Annotated in this window: 16 protein-coding genes; 12 read left to right on the forward strand and 4 right to left on the reverse strand. The window is 70.2% G+C overall.

The window, feature by feature from the left end; all coding sequences use genetic code 11:
* Positions 1–10: 10 nt before the first annotated feature.
* The 4 genes from AB0K82_RS03080 to AB0K82_RS03095 are packed head-to-tail and all read left to right on the forward strand — an operon-like array spanning position 11 to position 3258.
* Positions 11–655, forward strand: a complete 645-nt coding sequence (locus tag AB0K82_RS03080; protein ID WP_364392041.1) for a bifunctional 4-hydroxy-2-oxoglutarate aldolase/2-dehydro-3-deoxy-phosphogluconate aldolase — start codon at positions 11–13, stop codon at positions 653–655.
* Complete coding sequence (locus AB0K82_RS03085; protein WP_364392043.1) at positions 652–1701, forward strand: sugar kinase; 1050 nt, start codon at positions 652–654, stop codon at positions 1699–1701. The genes AB0K82_RS03080 and AB0K82_RS03085 overlap by 4 nt, the downstream gene beginning before the upstream one ends.
* Before the next feature lie 19 nt (positions 1702–1720).
* Positions 1721–2101: a Rid family detoxifying hydrolase gene (locus AB0K82_RS03090; protein ID WP_364392146.1), complete on the forward strand. Its 381-nt coding sequence runs from the start codon at positions 1721–1723 to the stop codon at positions 2099–2101.
* The gene (locus tag AB0K82_RS03095; protein ID WP_364392045.1) at positions 2101–3258 is read left to right on the forward strand and encodes a hypothetical protein; all 1158 of its coding nucleotides are present in this window, start codon (positions 2101–2103) and stop codon (positions 3256–3258) included. The genes AB0K82_RS03090 and AB0K82_RS03095 overlap by 1 nt, the downstream gene beginning before the upstream one ends.
* A gap of 83 nt (positions 3259–3341) precedes the next feature.
* Here AB0K82_RS03095 and AB0K82_RS03100 read toward each other — a convergent pair whose 3' ends face one another.
* Positions 3342–3986, reverse strand: a complete 645-nt coding sequence (locus AB0K82_RS03100) for a hypothetical protein (protein WP_364392047.1) — start codon at positions 3984–3986, stop codon at positions 3342–3344.
* 234 nt (positions 3987–4220) lie between these two features.
* On the opposite strand from AB0K82_RS03100, the gene AB0K82_RS03105 reads away from it, so the two are divergent.
* On the forward strand, positions 4221–5096 hold the full coding sequence (locus AB0K82_RS03105; RefSeq protein WP_364392049.1) for a helix-turn-helix transcriptional regulator: 876 nt from the start codon (positions 4221–4223) through the stop codon (positions 5094–5096).
* A gap of 80 nt (positions 5097–5176) precedes the next feature.
* On the opposite strand, the gene AB0K82_RS03110 is transcribed toward AB0K82_RS03105, so the two are convergent.
* Positions 5177–5386: a DUF397 domain-containing protein gene (locus AB0K82_RS03110; RefSeq protein WP_364392051.1), complete on the reverse strand. Its 210-nt coding sequence runs from the start codon at positions 5384–5386 to the stop codon at positions 5177–5179.
* Positions 5387–5614: 228 nt separating this feature from the next.
* Between AB0K82_RS03110 and AB0K82_RS03115 the strand changes: the two genes are divergently transcribed.
* The 4 genes from AB0K82_RS03115 (at position 5615) to AB0K82_RS03130 (ending at position 12143) form a co-directional block, all read left to right on the forward strand.
* The gene (locus AB0K82_RS03115) at positions 5615–8737 is read left to right on the forward strand and encodes a tetratricopeptide repeat protein (protein ID WP_364392054.1); all 3123 of its coding nucleotides are present in this window, start codon (positions 5615–5617) and stop codon (positions 8735–8737) included.
* Positions 8738–9502: 765 nt separating this feature from the next.
* Positions 9503–10336, forward strand: a complete 834-nt coding sequence (locus AB0K82_RS03120; RefSeq protein WP_364392056.1) for a CPBP family intramembrane glutamic endopeptidase — start codon at positions 9503–9505, stop codon at positions 10334–10336.
* Positions 10333–11487 carry a histidine kinase gene (locus AB0K82_RS03125; RefSeq protein ID WP_364392059.1) on the forward strand — a complete coding sequence of 385 codons (1155 nt, stop codon included), beginning with the start codon at positions 10333–10335 and terminating at the stop codon, positions 11485–11487. The genes AB0K82_RS03120 and AB0K82_RS03125 overlap by 4 nt, the downstream gene beginning before the upstream one ends.
* Positions 11484–12143, forward strand: a complete 660-nt coding sequence (locus AB0K82_RS03130; RefSeq protein WP_364392061.1) for a response regulator transcription factor — start codon at positions 11484–11486, stop codon at positions 12141–12143. The genes AB0K82_RS03125 and AB0K82_RS03130 overlap by 4 nt, the downstream gene beginning before the upstream one ends.
* 21 nt (positions 12144–12164) lie before the next feature.
* Here AB0K82_RS03130 and AB0K82_RS03135 read toward each other — a convergent pair whose 3' ends face one another.
* The gene (locus AB0K82_RS03135; RefSeq protein ID WP_364392062.1) at positions 12165–12956 is read right to left on the reverse strand and encodes a polysaccharide lyase family 7 protein; all 792 of its coding nucleotides are present in this window, start codon (positions 12954–12956) and stop codon (positions 12165–12167) included.
* A gap of 406 nt (positions 12957–13362) precedes the next feature.
* Between AB0K82_RS03135 and AB0K82_RS03140 the strand changes: the two genes are divergently transcribed.
* Positions 13363–14097, forward strand: coding sequence for a hypothetical protein (locus AB0K82_RS03140; RefSeq protein WP_364392064.1), 735 nt, complete (start codon positions 13363–13365; stop codon positions 14095–14097).
* Between the two features lie 190 nt (positions 14098–14287).
* Positions 14288–15751 carry a WGR domain-containing protein gene (locus AB0K82_RS03145; RefSeq protein WP_364392066.1) on the forward strand — a complete coding sequence of 488 codons (1464 nt, stop codon included), beginning with the start codon at positions 14288–14290 and terminating at the stop codon, positions 15749–15751.
* A gap of 72 nt (positions 15752–15823) precedes the next feature.
* Here AB0K82_RS03145 and AB0K82_RS03150 read toward each other — a convergent pair whose 3' ends face one another.
* Positions 15824–16528 (reverse strand): GNAT family N-acetyltransferase, encoded by a 705-nt coding sequence (locus AB0K82_RS03150; RefSeq protein WP_364392068.1) that lies wholly within the window; start codon positions 16526–16528, stop codon positions 15824–15826.
* 214 nt (positions 16529–16742) lie between these two features.
* On the opposite strand from AB0K82_RS03150, the gene AB0K82_RS03155 reads away from it, so the two are divergent.
* A complete protein-coding gene (locus tag AB0K82_RS03155; RefSeq protein WP_364392070.1) occupies positions 16743–18617 on the forward strand; it encodes a potassium transporter TrkA in 1875 nt (624 codons plus the stop codon).
* Positions 18618–18774: the final 157 nt, after the last annotated feature.

Here is an 18774-nt window from a genome sequence, read left to right on the forward strand (position 1 = left end):
AGGAAAACTCATGACCACCAGAGTCAGCCCCGGCCCCGTGCTGCTCGCCGGCGGCGTCGTCGCCATCGTGCGGGGCACCAGCGGGGACCGGACGGACGCGGTGCTCGACACGCTCGCCGCCGGCGGCGTGCGCTGCCTGGAGGTGACCCTCAACACCCCCGGAGCGCTGGACTCCCTTCGCGCCGCGCGCCGCCGGCTGCCCGACGACGTCGAGCTCGGCGCGGGCACCGTGCTCACCGCCGCGCAGGTCGACGCGGCCGCCGACGCCGGCGCGTCGTTCGTCGTCGCGCCGGACACCCGCCCGGTCGTCGCCGAGCGCGCCGCCGCGCGCGGTCTCGGCTACTATCCGGGCGCCCTCACGCCCACCGAGATCGGCGCGGCCTGGGAGCTCGGCGCGTCCGCCGTGAAGGTCTTCCCGGCGGGCGCGCTCGGCCCCGGCTACCTGCGCGACGTGCGCGGGCCGTTCCGCGACGTGCCGCTCCTGCCCACCGGCGGCATCGGCATCGACGTGGCCGGCGACTACATCAGGGCCGGCGCCATCGCGGTCGGCGTCGGCGGACCCCTCCTCGGCGACGCGCTCGACGGCGGGTCGCTGGACGCCCTGGCCGACCGTGCCCGCCGCCTCGTCGCGGCCGTCGCGGGGGCACGCGGGTGAGCGCCCTGTCGGAGGACGATCGGCAGCCGGCCGGGAACCGACCGGACCCGGCGGGGGACGAACGGCTCCTGGCCGGGAACGGGCCGGACCCGGTGGGGGAGGGGCCGCACCTGGTCACCATCGGTGAGTCGCTGGCCCGGCTGGAGGGTCCCGCGGTCGGGCCGCTGCGCCACGCCCGCACCCTGGACCTGGGCGTCGCCGGCGCCGAGTCCAACGTCGCCATCGGCTTCCGCCGGCTCGGCGGCGGCGCCGCGTGGGCCGGGCGGGTCGGCGACGACGAGTTCGGCCGGCTGATCCAGATGACCCTGGCCGGCCAGGGCGTCGACGTCGGCCGCGTCATCGTCGACCCCGTCGCCCCCACCGCGTTGCTGATCAAGGAACGCCGGACCGGCCGGCTCACGCGGGTCCAGTACTACCGTTCCGGCAGCGCCGGATCGCGGCTGTCCCCGCAGGACGTCCCCGAGGACCTGATCCGGCGGGCCCGCGTCCTGCACGTCACCGGGATCACCGCCGCGCTCAGCGACGACGCGCACGCGGCGGTGCACGCCGCCGTCGACACGGCGCGCGCCGCCGGCGTCCCGGTCTCGCTCGACCTGAACTTCCGCCGGGCACTGTGGACCCCGGCGGAGGCCGGGGCGCGGCTGCGCCCCCTCGTCATGCGGTCGGACGTCGTCTTCGCCACCGAGGTGGAGGCCCGCCTCGTCACCGGCGGGGCGGACGCGTCCGCGCTCGCGGCCGGCCTGGCCGCCCTCGGCCCGCGTGAGGCGATCGTCAAACGCGGCGTGCTCGGCGCCGTCGCCTGCTGCGACGGCGACCTGTACGACGAACCGGCCGTGCCGGTGGAGACGGTCGACCCGGTCGGGGCCGGGGACGCGTTCGCCGCGGCGTACCTCGCCGAGCGGGTGCTCGGCCGCCCGATCCCCGAACGCCTGTCGGCCGGTGCGTCCGCGGGCGCGTTCGCCGTGACCGTCCAGGGAGACTGGGAGGGCCTGCCCTCCCGGGAAGATCTGATTCTCATGCGCGCCACGGACGACGTGGTGCGCTGACCAGCGATTGGAGAAGACCATTTCCAAGAAGCGTGTCCAGCCCGACAACGTCCCCGCGCCGGGCGGGACCTACTCGCACGGGATCGTCGCCGGCGACTTCGTCTACACCGCCGGGATGGGACCGATCGACCCGGAGACCGGCCAGGTCGTCGGCGACGACGTGGCCACCCAGACCCGGCAGGTGCTGAAGAACCTGGCCGCCGTCCTCGCCGCCGAGGGCCTGACCTTCGACGACGTCGTCAAGTCGACCGTGCACCTGCAGGACCTGCACCGCGACTTCGCCGCCTACGACGAGGTCTACCGCGAGCACTTCAACGAGCCGTACCCGGTGCGCACGACGGTCGGCTCGGACCTGATGAACATCCTGGTCGAGATCGACTTCGTGGCGTACAAGGGCTGATGGACTCCACCGTCTACACCTTCGTCGAGGACCTGCGCGGGGAGGGCGCCGCGCCGGTCCTCGACCGGGTCCTCGGCTACGGCTGCACCGGGCTGACCGTCGCGGCGGCCTACCACCGGGCCCGTGACGTCACCCCGCACGGCGCGTCCCGGGTGACCTTCCGGCACGACGGCGTGCACTTCCCGCTCGGCGACCTGTTCGGGCGGCTGGCGCCGCCGGTGCGGGCCGGCGCGGAGGACGACCCGCTCCGATCGCTGCGGGCGCTGACCCGCTCTCGCGGCGCGTCCCTGTACGCGTGGGGCGTCTTCCTGCACAACACCACGATCGGCCTGGCGCACCCCGACGTGACGCAGGAGAACTGCTTCGGTGACCGCGCGGCCCCGGCGGACCTGTGCCCGTCGAACCCCGACGTCCGCGCGTACGCCGTGGCGCTGGCCCGCTCCATGGCCCGGTACGGCGTCGACGCCGTCGTCGCGGAGTCGCTGCACTTCGGGTTCTTCGGGCACGGCTACCACCACGAACGGTCCTTCGTCGAACTCGGCCCGGTCGCCGAGTACGCCCTCGGTCTGTGCTTCTGCCCGGACTGCCGGCGCGTCGAGGGCGCCGAGGCGGCGCGGGCGGAGGCCACGCGCCTGGTGGAGGAGGCGTTCGAGGGCGGCGGCGCGCGGCAGGCGGAGACCGGCCTGCCGGCGGCGATCGTGGAGTTCGCGATGGCCCGCCGGGCGACGGTCACCTCGCTCGCCGCCGAGGTCGCCGAGGCCGTCGCCGCGGAGGGATCCCGCCTGATCTTCCTTGACCTCACGGGCGCGGTGAAGGGGTACGCGGACGGCCGGCCGGCGGGCGGCCCCTCGGCGTCCGACGCGTGGCGGATCGGCATCGACCCGGCCGCCGTCGCGGGTGTCGCCCACGGCTACGCCGTCACCGCGTACGCGCGCGACACCGGTCGCGTCGCCACCGACCTGGAGGCCTACCGCGCCGCCCTCGGACCGGACCGGGAACTGCGCGCGCTGCTGCGCCCGGGCCCGCCGGACACCACCTCGGCGGCCGACCTGGCCACCAAGATCGACGCAGTCGCGTCGGTGGCCGACGCGGTCGACTTCTACGCCTACGGGCTGCAGCCGTACGGCGTCCTGGACCGCCTGTCGGTCCTGCGCTGAGCCGCGTGGCGCGCCGCCCGGCCTGGCGGCGCGCCACCACCGAGGCGGGGTGCCCCCCACATCGGTCGCGCCCGAACGGACGATCAGGCGCGCCGCCGGTAGTCCTCGAGCCTCGTGACCGGGTCGTAAGGGCGCGCCGAGAGGCCCTTGGACGCGTCGAAGACCCGGACCCACGCGGAACGCACCGGGTGCGAGGTGCGCGGCAGCATCAGCCGGCAGAACGCCTTCGGGTCGATGCCGTCGTAGTCGTGCCGTACGACGCAGCGGTGCACGTCGTCGGAGACCACGAGCACCATCGGGGCGTCACTGCCGCCCAGTATCCGCTTCACCGGGCCGGCGTTCAGGAGCCGGAACGCGACGTCGAGGGCTTCGCCGAAGCACCCGTTGTCGTCGAAGGTCACCTCCCCGGCGTGCACGACCACGCGCAGCCGGAACCGCCGCTCGGGGTGACGCCGGTTGTGGTGGGCGAGAAGGGTGGCCAGGGTCGGGACGACGGTGTCGAGTAGCACCGTCTTAGGAGCCTGGTCGACGGGGTGAATCAGCGCGAGCAGGCCGTCGCCCCGGTCGAGGAAGGCGTCACGGTACGGCTCCGTGAGCCCGCCCGCGGCCAGGGCGTGCTCGAAGAGGTCGTACATCGACCTGCGCAGGTACCCCTTGGCCGGGTCGGTCAGACGGGTCGATCCTTCGGCGTCGATCGCGATGATGCTTCGGTGGAGGGGGTGTATCACAAGATCCTCTCGACTTGATCTGAATCAAATTGAATCACCGTCACCCGGCGGGGAGCATCCGACGGAGGGTGATCGACGAGCAGGTTATACCGAGAGGGCCGGACTGTTCGCGCGTTGACGGGATCCCGGTTGGGTGGTTGACTCTCCCGCGAGCATCTAGGGCATCCCTGGCTTGCTAGGACATATTCCGCATCGTCCTGAATCTGCGTCGAACCCCGGGTTGAGGTGATGGCCGTGGCCGGTGACAGACGTGACCCGGTGTACGACAAGCGACGACGACTGGCCGGAGAGCTGCGCGTCCTGCGCGACATGAGCGGGGTCAGCGGAAGGGATCTGGCGAAGCGGATCGGCATCAGCCAGTCCAAGGTGTCGCGGATCGAGGCCGGCACCGCACAGCCGTCCGCCGCGGAGATCACCGCCTGGGCCCGTGCGGTCGGCGCGCCCGACGAGACCGAGCGACTGATCGCCGCCCTCGACGAGGTCGCTCGCACCGGGGTGGAATCCTGGCGGGCGGCGCTCGAGGGTCGACCCCATCTTCAGGACGAGATACGCGGGCGTGAGGAGACGGCACGGCGCATACGCAATTTCCAGCCGGCGTTCGTTCCCGGCCTGCTGCAGACGCCCGGTTACGCGCAGCGGGTGTTCGCGATGTTGAAGTCGAGCGTTCCGGAGACGAGCGTCGCCGCCTCGGTGGCCGCCAGGCTGGACCGCCAGCTCGCTCTGTATGAAGACGACAAGCGATTCGAGTTCCTCATCACCGAGGCGGCACTTCGGTGGCGCCCCGGTCCGCCGCGGCTCGCGGTCGCACAACTGGATCGGGTCGCGACGGTGAGCACGCTGGACAACGTCTCGGTCGGGCTGATCCCCCTGTCGGCCGAGGCGGAGGCGCCGTACCTCCAGGGATTCTCGATCCTCGACGACGGGGACGCCGGCGACGACGCCCTGGTCCTGATCGAACTCGACCACGCCCCTCTTACCGTCACCGACGCCGACGACGTGGCGATCTACCAGAACCGCTGGTCGACACTGTGGAAGACCGCGGTGTTCGGCGATGAGGCGCGGACGCTGCTGCGTGAGCTGACGGCCGAGATGCGGACCCTCGAGGGCTGAGCATGGTCCCGACCGTTCAGACCCGGGTGCGGACGCCGGGGATCGTCGGCGTCCGCGCCCGGGTTCCGACCGCGCGCGCGTCAGCCGACGCTGAATCGGCCGGCCTTCACCGCGGCCACGAAGGCCTCCCACTCCGAGCGGCTGAACCACAGAACCGGCCCGTCCTGCCCGGCCTTCGAGTCACGGACCGCCACCACCTCGGTGATGGCGACCTCCACGCACGCGCCGTAGTCGCAGGCGCTCTGAAACTCGGCCGGCTCCGGCATCATCCCCTGCATGGCCTCGCTCATCGGGCCCCCTTTCTCATCGAGGCGATCCCTCACCGCCTCGCGAGTCGACCGTCGGACACCCCGCTGGCAGGAAACGGGGTGGAAATCTGGCCGCGAACCGGTGATGTGGCGACGGGAAGACACCCGGTAAGGCCTGTTGACCAAGGTTGGACAGCGATCCCCCTGTTTCATGTAAGAGGAGGAGGAAAAAGTAAATGTCACAGGGGAAGAAACGCGTGGGGGGTTCCGGTGGAATTCCGGATGCTCGGGCCAATCGAATTCTGGTTGACCGGAATTCGGGTGGATCTCGGGACTGCCAAGGAGCGTCTGCTCCTCGCCGCTCTCTTGCTCGCCGAGGGGCGCCCGGTCTCCGTGGAGACCTTGATCGATCGCGTGTGGGGACGGAATCCACCGGCTGAAGTACGGCAGAGCCTGCAGACCGATCTGTCGCGTCTGCGCAGGAGGTTCAAGAAGTACGGCGTCGCCGAGACCGTCCGCCTGGCCGCGACGCCCGGAGCGTACGCGTTGGAGGTGCCTCCCGAGCACGTCGACCTCTTCCGCTCTCGGATGCTCCACGACCAGGCCATTTCCAGGCGTCAAAGCGGCAACACACGAGACGCGATCAAACTGCTCCGCGAAGGCGTGAACCTGTGGCGGGCGGAACCGCTGACCGGTATTTCCGGTGAGTGGGTCGACCAGATGCGGGTGAGTCTCGACGGAGACTATCGGGCGATGACCCGGGAACTGGTCGAGATGGAGCTCGCCACCGGGAACCACGCCGAGATCGTCGGTTCCCTGGTGAACTTGATCGGAAGATATCCGCTGGACGAATCCTTCGTCGGGCAGTTGATGATCGCCTATTACCGCTGTGGTCGGCAGGCCGACGCGCTCAGGCTCTACCACACCACCGCCCGGCGGCTACGCGACGACGCCGGTGCGGCACCGTCACCTCGCCTTCAGGCTCTGTTCCGCAGCATCCGGCAGCACGATTCGGCGGTCGCCGCGCCCCAGCGCGCGGCGCCGGAGCCGATCCCGGGGCTCGACCAGTTGCCGCCACCGGTGCCGGAGTTCACCGGCCGCGCCGAAGAACTCGCCGCGCTGGCCGCCCGCACCGGCACGGCGGACGAGGTCGTACTGATCGAAGGCATGCCCAGCGTCGGGAAGACGGCCCTCGCGGTCAGGGCCGCCCACGACCTCGCCCAGCACTTCCCCGACGGGTGCTTCTTCCTGCCGCTGCACGGTCACGACGCGCACCACCTACCGGAGAGCCCGGCCGCCGCACTGTCCAAACTTCTCCAGTTGGCCGGCATCGCGCCCACGAGCATTCCGCAGGACACGGCCGCACGAGTCAGGCTGTGGCGTGACGTGATGGAGGGGCGCCGGGCCATGGTCGTACTCGATGACGCCGTCAGCGAGGACCAGGTGCGATCACTCCTGCCCGGCACCTCCGACTGCCGAGTGATCATCACCAGCCGCCGTCACCTGGCCGGGATCGACGGCCGCCACCATCGGCTCGGCGTGCTGCCGATGGCGGACGCCATCGCCCTGTTCACGCGGATCGCGGAACCGGAGGCCGTCGTCGCGCCCGACTCGGTCGCCGGCGCGGTCCGGCTGTGCGGCGGACTGCCGCTGGCGATCCGCCTGGCCGCGACTCGGTGGCGCGATCGGCAGGTCTCCTCGATCGAGACTCTGGCCGAGGACCTGCGCGGGCCGCACGAGAACATCGCCGACCTGCAGGATCCGGCACTGGCGGCCACCTTCGCGCTCTCCTACCGCGACCTGTCGGTCACGCGACGGCGAATCTTTCGGCGCATGGGCATCAGTCCGGTTGCCGAGTTGACCGCTGATGCCGTCGCCGTCCTCGCAGGCATACCGGTTGGTGAGGCCGAGCGAAGCCTCGCCGATTTCGCCGACCACTACCTGATCGAGGAGACCTCTGCGGGCAGGTTCCAGCTCCACGATCTGGTCCGACAGTACGCCACGGCCCTTCCCGCCCGAGAAGATCCAGAGTTCGACGTTCGGCGTGGTGTCGGGCGAGTGCTCGACTACTACCTGCTCAAGGCCGACATGGCCGACGGCACGCTGTTTCCGCACCACATCCGTGCCGGGGTGACCGCCGCCGACCGGTCCGTGTCGGTCGAGCCGTTCGCGGACGAGGAGGCGGCGACGAACTGGCTGTCGGCCGAGCGGAGGAACCTGGTCCGCCTGATTCAGTACGCCGCTGATCACGCCTGGAACGCTCACGCCATCGACTATGCCAAGACGGTGGCCCGCTACTTCGACTCCGCCTCCCTGTGGGAGGAGGCGGAGATGATCCACCGACGTGCGCTGAACGTCGCCCTCGAACTCGAACTCCCCAAGGCCACCGCCCAGGCGCAGTTCGACCTGGCGGTCGTGCAGTGGAGGCTGGGAAGGATGGAAGAGGCGCTCGCGAACGCCACCAAGGCCGAGCGGATCGCGCGCCGTGCGGGCGAGGCGGCCCTCAGAGCCGCCGCACTGGACCAGATAGGCCTGGTGGCGTGGTCGTCGTCGAATTACCGGGAGGCGCTCGCCTATTTCGGCGAGTCCCTCGATATCTATCGCGACGCCGAGTACCCCCGCGGGAAGGGGGAATGCCGCAATCACCTCGGAATGATGCTGGCGCAGGTCGGGCGGCATCAGGAAGCGCTGCGCAGCTTCCATGACGCGCTTGAGAGCTTCCGCTCCATCGGCGATGTGCGAGGCGAGGCGACGACGCTGAGCAACCTCGCCCATACCCATCTGCTGCTCGGGTACCACCGCGACGCTTATGAGCTGTATCAGAAGTCGCGGGACATCTATCGGACTCTCACGGGGCGGCGCAACAAGGCGATCCTGGACAACAATCTCGGCGACGTGGCACGCTATCGCGGCCGCCATGACACCGCCCTGAAGTACTACAGCGAGGCCCTCGCCGAGTTCTCGGCAACCGGGGACCGGATCAATGAGTCGAACGTTCTGAACAATATGGGGCTCGCGCTCACCGGCCTGGAGCAGTACAACGAGGCGCTGGTCCGCCACCGCTCCGCGGTGGCCGTGGCCAGGACGATCAACAACACGAGCGAGAAGATCCGGGGGACGCTCGGCATCGCGGACGTGCGCGTCTGCACGGGCCAGTACCCGGTCGCCACCGATGACTATCGAGCCGCGCGCCGCCTCGCCCAGCAGATAGGCGACCCCTATCTCGAGGCTCAGGCGCTGAATGGGCTCGGCCACGTGACGAGCCTGACCAAGGGGCATGACGCCGCGCGCATCTACTGGCGCCAGGCTTACGACTTGTTCTTACAGCTGAACATCGTTCCAGAGATCGAAGCGGTGAAGATTCGCCTGGACATCATCGACCTGGCCGACTGACAAGCGTATTCACTCCGCCTCGCCGCCGTATGCGGTGAGGCTATTCGCTGTGGCAGAACACCCTGGTGGACGACATATTTCGGTCTGATCTTTTTCCTATTTTCGCTCCTCATGTTCCGCGTGATCGTCTAGGGTTGAGGACAGTTCGATCGAAGGACGATCGAATCAGCAGAACAGAGGTTTTTGCATGATCAAGCATCACAAGATATTCAATGCCGTTCTGGTCACCGCCACCGTGCTGTGGGCTCTGCAATGGATGCCGCATTAGTTCTACGGACAGGTGTGCGGTTGTAGAGAGGATCGGCTCGTGAGGGGTTCCGGCGAAGTGGCGCCGGAACCCCTCACGCTTGTACGTCCCCGTCTGTGGTTGTGAGCGAGGCGGGGCGGCCGCTCAGCGCGCGGCCTGCGCGGTGACGCGCTGGACGGCCTGGACGGCGACATCGGGCACCGTGCTTGATCCCCTGCACCGGGGTGTTCCCGGCGGAGCGCACCTTCTCCATCGCCCCGTCCGGGCCGTCCTCCGAGAAGAGAGCGGCGTGCGAAGCGCCGCGGCGATGTCGAAAACGCTATGGATTCGCCGGCTCGGAATCGTCACCGCGCGGTGGACACTCGCGCGTGGCTCACACGGGGGACAGCGCGCCGTGTCCCCCATGCGAGCTACCGGCGAATGTCCACCGCGCGGTGACGATCCGCAGGCCACTGAATCCGTAGCGTTCTCGCCATCGCCGCGGCGCTCCGGCCGCGGAATCTCGAAATGGAGTCATCATGCGACTGTTGAAGCAGCTCCTGGCCGTCGCGGCCGTCGCCTTCGTCGGCGGCCAGGCCGCGGCGGCGGTAGACGGGAACGCGCTTCTCACCCTCATCATCGGCGTCGTGACGGCCGTGCTCGCGGTGCTGGTCTACGCCCGGGTGGTGCGGTGGTCCGAGCGCCGCGCGCCGGTGGAGGTGGCCAGGGACGGTGCCGGCGCCGCCCTCGGCCGGGGCCTGCTGATCGGCGTCGGGATGTTCGCGGCCGTGATCGTGAACCTCGTGTTCCTGGGCGACTACCGGGTCGACGGCATGGGCTCGGTCATGGGCGCGGTCGGGCTGTTCGGCTTCATGGCCGCCGCCGCCGTGACGGAGGAACTGCTGTTCCGCGGCGTCCTGTTCCGGATCGTCGAGGAACGCATCGGCACGTGGCTGGCGCTGACGCTGACCGGCCTGCTGTTCGGCCTGTCGCACCTGCTGAACAAGGACGCCAGCCTGTGGGGCGCGATCGCCATCGCCATCGAGGCCGGCGGCATGCTCGCCGCCTGCTACGCCGCCACCCGCAACCTGTGGGTGCCGATCGGCCTGCACTTCGGCTGGAACTTCGCCGAGGGCGGCATCTTCGGCACCGAGGTCTCCGGCAACGGCAGCACCAAGGGGCTGCTGCACGGTGTGACGTCGGGCCCGGCCCTGCTCAACGGCGGTAAGTTCGGACCGGAGGCGAGCGTGTACTCGGTTCTGTTCGGCGCGCTGCTGATGATCGTGTTCATGTGGCTGGCCCACCGGCGCGGCAACCTGGTCCCTCTCCGGCGCCGCGCCCGGGCCGCCGCGACCGCTACGCTCGCCCAGTGATCGATCTCCGGCGGGTCCCGGACCTGTGGAGGCGGTGTGACGTCACGGTCCGGGATCTCCCGTACGCGCTGCTGCTGATCGTCGCGTCGTTCCTGCCGACGTTCCACGATCACGGGACGCAGGTCGGGAACCTGCCGGCCCGCCCCTTCGACGCGCTGGCCGTCGTGGTGATCGCGCTCGAGAGCCTCCCGCTCGCCGTGCGCCGGCGGTGGCCGGCCGCCTGTCTCACCCTGGTGTCGCTCGGCTTCGCCATCGACCAGATCCGCGCGTACCACACGGTCGCGAGCACCGCGCTGGTCGTCGCGCTGCTGAGCGCCGGCGCCCACCTGGAACGCCACCGGCGCGTCGCCGCGGTCCTCCTCTCCGCGGCGTACGTGCCGCTGGCGGTCGCGCTCGACCGGCTCGGCGGGGCCGAGAGGCCGGACGGGTACGTGACGGTCTACCTGGGGCTGGTCGCCGCCTGGGGGATCGGGGCCTGGCTGCGCTCCTCCCGGGCCGCCGAGGCCGAGCGCCGCAGCCGCGTCGCCGAGGCCACCCGCGCCGCCGAACGCACCCGCATCGCCCGCGAACTCCACGACGTCGTGACCCATCACGTGACGGCGATGGTCGTGCAGGCCGAGGCGGCGCGCTATCTGACCGCCGCGCCGGATCGCCTCGACGCGACCCTGAGCGCCGTCACCGACACCGGCCGGCGGGCCATCAGCGACCTGCGGCACCTGCTCGACCTGCTCAACCCCGACCACGACACCGACGGCAGGACACCGCCCGTCGGCGAACTGCACACGCTCGTGGAGCAGACGCGCAGTGCGGGCCAGCCGGTGGAGTTCACCGAGGAGGGCAGGCCGGCGGCGTCGGCCGGCAGCGCCGAGTTCGTGGCCTACCGGGTCGTGCAGGAGGCTCTGACGAACGCCCTGAAGTACGCCCACGGGAGCCGTACCGGCGTCCATGTCCGCTATGGCGAAAGAGAGATCACCGTGCAGGTCGGCAACGATGGTTCCGGCTCGCGGACCGGCTCTCCCGGCGGGAGCGGGCGGGGCCTCGCCGGTCTCCGCGAGCGGGTCGACGCCCTGGGCGGTGAGTTCAGCGCGGACCGGCGGGCGGGCGGCGGCTTCGTCGTGCGGGCGCGCATTCCCGCGGGGAGCCCGTCGTGACCGCGCCGGTCCGGGTCCTGGTCTGCGACGACCAGGCGCTGATCCGCACGGGATTCGCGACGATCATCGATGCGCAGCCCGACCTGGAGGTGGTGGGCGAGTGCGGGGACGGGCGCGCCGCGGTCGACCTCGCCCGCCGGCTGGACCCGGACATGGTGGTGATGGACGTACGGATGCCGGTGCTCGACGGCATCGAGGCGACCCGCCTGCTGGCCGGTCCCGGGGTGGCGCATCCCACCAAGGTGCTCGTGGTGACGACGTTCAACCTGGACGAGTACGTGTACGAGGCGCTGCGCGCGGGGGCGAGCGGGTTCCTGCTCAAGGACGCCCCACCGGCGCAACTGCTGCACGGCATCCGCACCGTCGCGACCGGCGCCGCGCTCCTGGCGCCCGAGGTGACGCGGCAGCTCGTCGGCAGGTACGCGGCACGGATCCGTCCCGCCGAGGGCACGCCGGACGGTGTTCCGCTGACCCGACGCGAACTGGAGGTACTGCGTCTCATCGCCAACGGTCTGTCCAACAGCGAGATCGCCACGACGTTGGTGATCAGCCAGGAGACCGTCAAGACGTACGTGTCGCGCATCCTCACCAAACTCGACCTGCGGGACCGCGTGCAGGCGGTGGTCTACGCCTACCGCAACGGCCTGGTGACCTGATCACCGGGTCTTCGTACGGGGTCAGCCGTGTGCCACGGTCAGGGCGTAGAACTTCACCTTCGCGCCCTTGCTGGTGCTGTCCGACGCGGACTGGTTGTAGTCGCCGGCCTTGAAATACTGGTGGTAGGAGTCGAAGCCGGAGGCGATCGGGTAGGTGGTCGTGCTGCCGTTGACGGTGATCTGGATCCGGCCGCCGACGATCGCGATGACGTAGCTCCACTGGGTGCCGAGCGCCACGTTGGCCAGGGTGTGGAGGGTCTGCCCGCCGTCGGGGGAGTTCTCCAGGCCGAGGACGATGTCCCCGTTGGCGCGGTAGTAGAGCTCGAGCAGCGGTTTGGTCGAGGAGCCGCCGCTGCCGAGGTGGATCTGCCCGACGCAGACGTTCGAGGTCACCGAGACGATCCGCAGCCGCGCCGACAGCCGGTGGGTGCCGGACAGCGACCAGTCTGCGGCGCTGCCGTCGGCGTTCATCTCACGGAGCTCGGAGCGCGGGTAGCTGGAGTTCGGCGTGGTGACTCCGGACTCGGGGTCCCAGAAGGTCATCGAGCCGTCGTTCTTGTCGGTCCAGAAGTACGCGGGGTTCGTGTACCCGTTGGGGCCCTTCAACTGCGAGGGCGGGATCGTGGTCGGAGAGCCGGGCGACCCGATCGGGAGCTGGAGCTCCCACACCGACAGGTCGAAGTTGCCGCCCGGGGAGACGGTCGGATCGAGGGCGGCGCTGCTGGAGGAGGCCGCCGCGGTGCCGGCCGTCGCCGTGCCGACGACCCCGGACGCGGCCATTGCGATCACCATGGCGCCGGCCGTCGCCCTCACCGGCTTCTTTCCTTTGATAGGCCACATGACGCAATGGTAAGTATGATGTCAGATTTCGTAAAGGTAGTTAACAGTAACCCTGTCGGGCGGATCGGTTGGTACGGCCTGGTCCGTCGCGAGCGGCCGTTTGTGGTCACCGATCCGGCGCATTCCGAACATTCGCGATGATCTTCGTGGCTGTAGGATTTCGCCCTCTTCTCCCCCTGGACCGAAGGCCGTACATGCTTCGTACTCTGGCCGCCCTTGCCGCGTCGAGCGCCGTCCTGATGGCGTCCGCACTTCCCGCAGGGGCTTCCACCACCCAGCCGACCTCCATCGTCGGCTTCGCGAGCTCGGTGACCACGGCCGCCTAGCGGCAGCCGGTGACCTTCACCGGCGAACTCACCGAAGGCCGTACCCACGACCCGTGGCCGGTGAGCCGGTGCGGATCGAGCTCAGGCCGCCCGGCGAGAGCGCGTACGTTCCGGTGGCCACCGGAACGACCGGCTCCGACGGGCACTTCACGATCACGACGACGCTGCCGAGCGGCGGCTATGTCTCGGCGGTGTTCGCCGGTGACGCCGACCTGGCCCCCAGCCGCAGCACGGGCTGGACACTGCTGCAGGCCGCACACCTGCCGAGCAGATTCGTGCTGGACCCGGCCCCCGCCTCCGTACCCGCCGGAACCCCGGTGACCTTCTCCGGCACGATGCAGGTGCGGGTCGACGGTGACTGGCAGCCGTTCGCGGGTGCTCCGCTGACGCTCACGATGGAGCCGGGCACCTCGAGCGAGCCGGCCGTCACGTACGCCACGACCAGCGGAGACGACGGCCGGTTCAGCCTGACCGAGCCCGTGGGCGAGACCTACGTGGAGCGTCGCCAACAGGCCGCGTCCGTCCACCGCACGTCGTCCAAGAGTTCCATCGAGGGCCGGGTCACCGACTGGTACGACGGGCAGGTCTCCTTCTCGTCCCTGCGCGGCCTGAAGGTCCGCCTGTACTACCGCGCGCGGGGTTCCAAGACCTGGCACGCCTACCGGACGGCGACCCTCGGCAGGGACGGCGCCTTCTCCTTCTCCGCGGCCAAGGGGAAGAAGTACTACTTCAAGGTCGTCTTCCCGACCCAGGGCGCCTACCGGACGTCCACCAGCCGCACGCTGTGAGCCGTCGCCCCTCGGCCGACGCCGAGGGGCGTCCGGCCGACCCTCCCGGGCCCGCCGGCGCCAACCTGACGGGGCTCTGTACCAGGGCGAAATGTCGTACCCGGCTCGTACGTTCGGGCTGTCGACGCGGAAGGCGACACTTATTCGCCTTCTCCTGCCCCCGTCTCCCGAGCCCTTTTTGGAAGGCCCGATGTCCGTGGAAACGACCCAAGAGACCACCTACCTCGAACTCTCCGAAGAGGGCGGTGGAGCGCACAAGTTCTATGAGGTCACGGTCGACGGCACGACGATGACCATTCGGTACGGCCGGATCGGCGACGACGGGCAGCGCAAGACCACCACGTTCCCGGACGCGGCGAAAGCGAAGGCGACGGCCGCGAAGAAGATCGGGGAGAAGGTCCGTAAGGGCTATGCCCCCGCCGTACCCGGCGTCCGCAAGAAGCGGGGCTTCTCCCGTCGCCAGGCCATGAGCGCCCACGCCGGCGGCGCGTCGGCCCCCGTCGGCCGCCCGGCGACGCGGCGGGCTCCGGTCCTGTGGCGCTACGCCTCGGGTTCCGCCGCGTTCGGCATCTTCATCGACGACCGGCTGTGCATGGTGGGCAACGAGGCCGGCGTGATCACGTCGCTGACGCATGACGCCCAGGTGGTCCAGCAGGTCCGGCTGCCCGACGGAGTGAAGTGCATCGTCGCCGACGACGCCTGGCTCTACGCGGGCTGCGACGACGGCAACGTCTATGACCTGTCCGGAAAGGTGCCCAGGCTGGCGTACCAGATCTCCCCGGACATCGACATCTACTGGCTCGACATCCACGACGGCATCCTCGGCGTGTCCGACGCCGGCGGCGGCGTCGTCGCGATCGACCACGAGGACGAGTTCCTGTGGCGCAGGCAGGGCCGCGGGACGGCGGGCTGGATGGTGCGCTGTGACGCCGCCGCCGTGCACCACGGTCACAGCGGCGGCGTCACCGGCTATGACTGGCGTACCGGCAAGGAGCTGTGGCACCAGTCCACCGGGCCGGTGCTCTTCGGCTGGCAGGAGCGGTCGACGGTCTACGCGGGCACCTCGACCCGTACGGTGGTGCGGCTGCGCAAGGACGGCGGCCGGGAGCGGACCTACCACTGCGACGCCCCGGTCTTCTCGTGCGCGACCGCGGAGGACGGCCGGTACGTCTTCGCCGGGGACAACCACGCGTCGATCTACTGCTTCGACGAGGCCGGCACGCGCCTGTGGAAGCTCGCCACCGGCTGCGGCGCGGCCTACTCCATGCAGTACCACGACCAGCGCCTGTACATCGTGACCACGGACGGCTCGCTCGCCTGCGTCGACGCGAGCGAGGAGGCCATCAGGTCGGCGGAGCAGGGCTCGGTCCCCGACGTCGTCGACGTCAAGGCGCCGACCGTGGTCGAGACGGTCACCCCGTCGACCACCGTCGACGTCGTCGCCGACAGCAGTGGGGGCGTCGTCGTGGAGTGCTTCGAAGAGCACGGCCACCTTCGGGTCCGCGTGGTCTCTCCCGGATTCGACCAGAGCTGGCGGGTCCAGTTCCCGAAGGGAATCCGCGAGCGCGGCGCCCGGTACGTCGTCAGCGAGGTGCGCGAGTCCGGCCGCGGCGGTTTCTACCGCGCCTACGGCGACATCCACCGCCTCGTCTGACGGCGCCCGGTCGGCGAGGGGCGTGCGCCGGTCACCGACGGCCCTCCACGGGACCCGCGTGCCCGGCGGCCGTCACGGAGTGCGGAACCCGCGGAAGGTCACATGCTTTCGGGCCTCGAAGCCGAGCCGCTCGTAGAGCGCGATCGCACGGGTGTTCGCCGCGGCCACGTGGAGGAAGGGGCGTTCGTTCCGCGACAGGACGCGCGCCACGAGCGTACGTACCAGGCGGGCGGCGTGGCCGCGCCCGCGTGCCTCGGGGGCGGTGCAGACGGCGCTGATCTCCGTCCATCCCGGAGGCCGGAGCCGTTCGCCCGCCATCGCCACCAACGTGCCGTTGTCGCGGACGCCGACATAGGCGCCGAGTTCGTGGGTGCGCGGCCAGAACGGCCCCGGCTGGGCCCGCGCGACGAGGTCGAGCATCTCGGGCACGCTGTCCGCGCCCAGTTCGACGACGCCGTTCTCGGTCTCGGCGGGAGGACGATCGGGGCGGCCGCCGCCGGGCCAGATCAGCTGGAGACCTTCGAGGACGAAGACCGGCTCCCAGCCCGGCGGCGGAATCACCGGACAGCTGAACATGTCGGCGAGTTCACCTCGACCGAGCAGCCGGGCGAGGTCGGCCCACTCCGCCGGGTCCGGGTCGGTGGACACCGCGGAGAAGGTCGCGACTCCCGGCAGATAGGTGGCAGCCCGGCCGAGCCGGCGGGCGAGGTGTGCGTGGTGACCCCGGAGCGACTCGCCCACCGGGTCGTCGAGTGCCACGGCGTCGCGGTCCGCCATCGTGCTGTACCTCTCGGGTCCTGCGGGGGAGGCTCAACGGTCCTGAGTCGCCGCCCAGGCGCCGCCGACCTTATCGCCTCGGCCGGAAGGGCACAGAAAAGTGCCGCCGGGTACGCCGACGTACGCGTCTCGGCACTTGGCCGAGTCTGGCTCCCCCGGACTGGTAGCTTCGTGCGGCGCGCGACAGGACGCGCGGTCGGATAGGGGGATCTGGGTGGCTCAGGCGCGGTGGCGGGATCGGGCGCGGTACGCCTTCGACAACACGATGTCGAGGGGCACGTCGGCGCTGATCGGATGGCTCGGTCTGGCCTCGGCGATCTTGATCATCGTGTTCGCCTCCCTGACGGTGGCGCTCGCGCCGACCGACGCCGACCACAACGGGCACTGGCCGGGGATGGTCTGGCGGACCCTGATGCGTGCCATCGACCCCGGCACCGTGGCCGGGGACACCGGCACCCCGATGTTCCTGGGGCTGATGCTGGCCGTCACGGTGGGCGGCATCTTCATCGTGAGCGCCCTGATCGGTGTCCTGACCACCGGCCTGGAATCGAAGATCACCGATCTCCGTAAGGGCCACTCGAAGATCATCGAGCGGAACCACACCGTGTTGCTGGGCTGGTCGGACCAGGTCTTCACGGTGGTGTCCGAGCTGGTCAAGGCCAACCAGAGCCAGCGTCGCTCCTGCGTGGCGATCCTCGCCGACCAGGACAAGGTCGACATGGAGGAGGCGATCCGCCACCGCCTCGGCGACACCGGCAACACCCGGGTGGTCTGCCGCCGCGGCGACCCCCTCAAGCCCGCCGACCTGGAGCTGGTCAGCCCCGGAACCTCCCGGTCCATCATGGTGATCGCGCCGCCCGCCGACGATCCCGACACGCACGTGATCAAGGTGCTGCTCTCGCTCGGAGCGCGGGAGTGGGGGGCGCACCGGCCGCCGGTCGTGGCGGCCGTCACCAATTCGGCCAACCTGCCCGCGGCGCGGCTCGCGGGCGGCCCGGCCGCGCATGTCGTCGACGCCGACGACATCGGGGTCCGGCTCGTCGTGCAGTCACACCGTCAATCGGGGCTGTCGACCGTCTGCACCGACCTGCTGGACTTCTCCGGCAACGAGTTCTATCTGCGAACCGAACCGTCTCTGGCGGGCAGGACGTACGGCGACGCCCTCGACGCGTACGGACTCGGCATCCCGACCGGCCTTCGACGGGCGGACGGGACCGTCCTGGTGAATCCGCCCATGGACACCGTCATCCAGGCCGACGACGAGATCATCGTGCTGGCCGAGGACGACCTGCTGATCCGGCTCGACGACGATCCGCCGCCGGTCGCCGCCGAAGCGCTCAGCACCACTGAGCCCCAGCCCGCCAAAGCGGGGCGTACGCTGCTGGTCGGCTGGAACCACCGGGCACCGAAGATCATCGGGCTGCTGGACGCGTTCGCGCAGCCGGGATCGGTCCTCGACATCGCCGCTCTCCATGACGACCCCCGTGGGCGACTGGCGGTTCTCCAGAACCTCACGATGGGCTTCACCCGCTGTGACCCGACCGACCGGGCCACGCTGGAGACCCTCGACGTGGGCTCCTACCAGCACGTCATCGTGCTGTCCGACGACACCTACGCGCCACAGCACGCCGACGCGCGCACGCTCGTCACCCTGCTGCACCTGCGGGACATGGAAGAGCGCATCGGGGATCCGTACTCGATCGTCAGCGAGATCAACGACGAGAGCAACCGCGAGGTCGCCCAGGTCACCAAGGCCGACGACTTCGTCGTCAGCGCCCGGCTCATCAGCCTGCTGCTCACCCAGCTCACCGAGAACCACCACCTGCGGGAGGTGTTCGCCAACCTCCTGGATCCGACCGGGTCGGAGATCTACCTCAAGCCGGCCGGCGACTACCTGCTGCCCGGAGCGTCCGCGAACTTCGCGACCGTCATCGAAGCCGCCCGAAGGCGCGGGCAGACGGCGCTGGGATACCGGCGCCGTGATGGGTTCCACCGGCCGCCCGGCTATGGCGTGGTGCTCAACCCCGACAAGGCCGCCCCGCTCACTCTGTCCGCCGAGGACCGCGTCATCGTCCTGGCCGAAGAATGAGGGTCTACGGAAGGTCGTACGGACACGTTCTGACGCTGCGCGGAGGACGGCTCACAGGCGCGCTGTGATCAACGTCCTGTCGAGAACGTCGTATATGACGAGAAAGGCGCTGAACGCCCAGAACGTGGCGGCCGACCACAGGTTCCGTTGTCTGGCC

It is taken from the genome of Actinoallomurus sp. NPDC052274 (genome assembly GCF_040679475.1).
Taxonomy (GTDB): Bacteria; Actinomycetota; Actinomycetes; order Streptosporangiales; family Streptosporangiaceae; genus Actinoallomurus; species Actinoallomurus liliacearum.

What these genes read in the sequence shown, in the direction of transcription:
- AB0K82_RS03110 (WP_364392051.1), bottom strand. Translation starts at nt 5,386, where the DNA reads ATGAGCGAGGCCATGCAGGGGATGATGCCGGAGCCGGCCGAGTTTCAG.
- AB0K82_RS03080 (WP_364392041.1), top strand. Translation starts at nt 11, where the DNA reads ATGACCACCAGAGTCAGCCCCGGCCCCGTGCTGCTCGCCGGCGGCGTC.
- AB0K82_RS03120 (WP_364392056.1), top strand. Translation starts at nt 9,503, where the DNA reads ATGCGACTGTTGAAGCAGCTCCTGGCCGTCGCGGCCGTCGCCTTCGTC.
- AB0K82_RS03150 (WP_364392068.1), bottom strand. Translation starts at nt 16,528, where the DNA reads ATGGCGGACCGCGACGCCGTGGCACTCGACGACCCGGTGGGCGAGTCG.
- AB0K82_RS03145 (WP_364392066.1), top strand. Translation starts at nt 14,288, where the DNA reads ATGTCCGTGGAAACGACCCAAGAGACCACCTACCTCGAACTCTCCGAA.
- AB0K82_RS03095 (WP_364392045.1), top strand. Translation starts at nt 2,101, where the DNA reads ATGGACTCCACCGTCTACACCTTCGTCGAGGACCTGCGCGGGGAGGGC.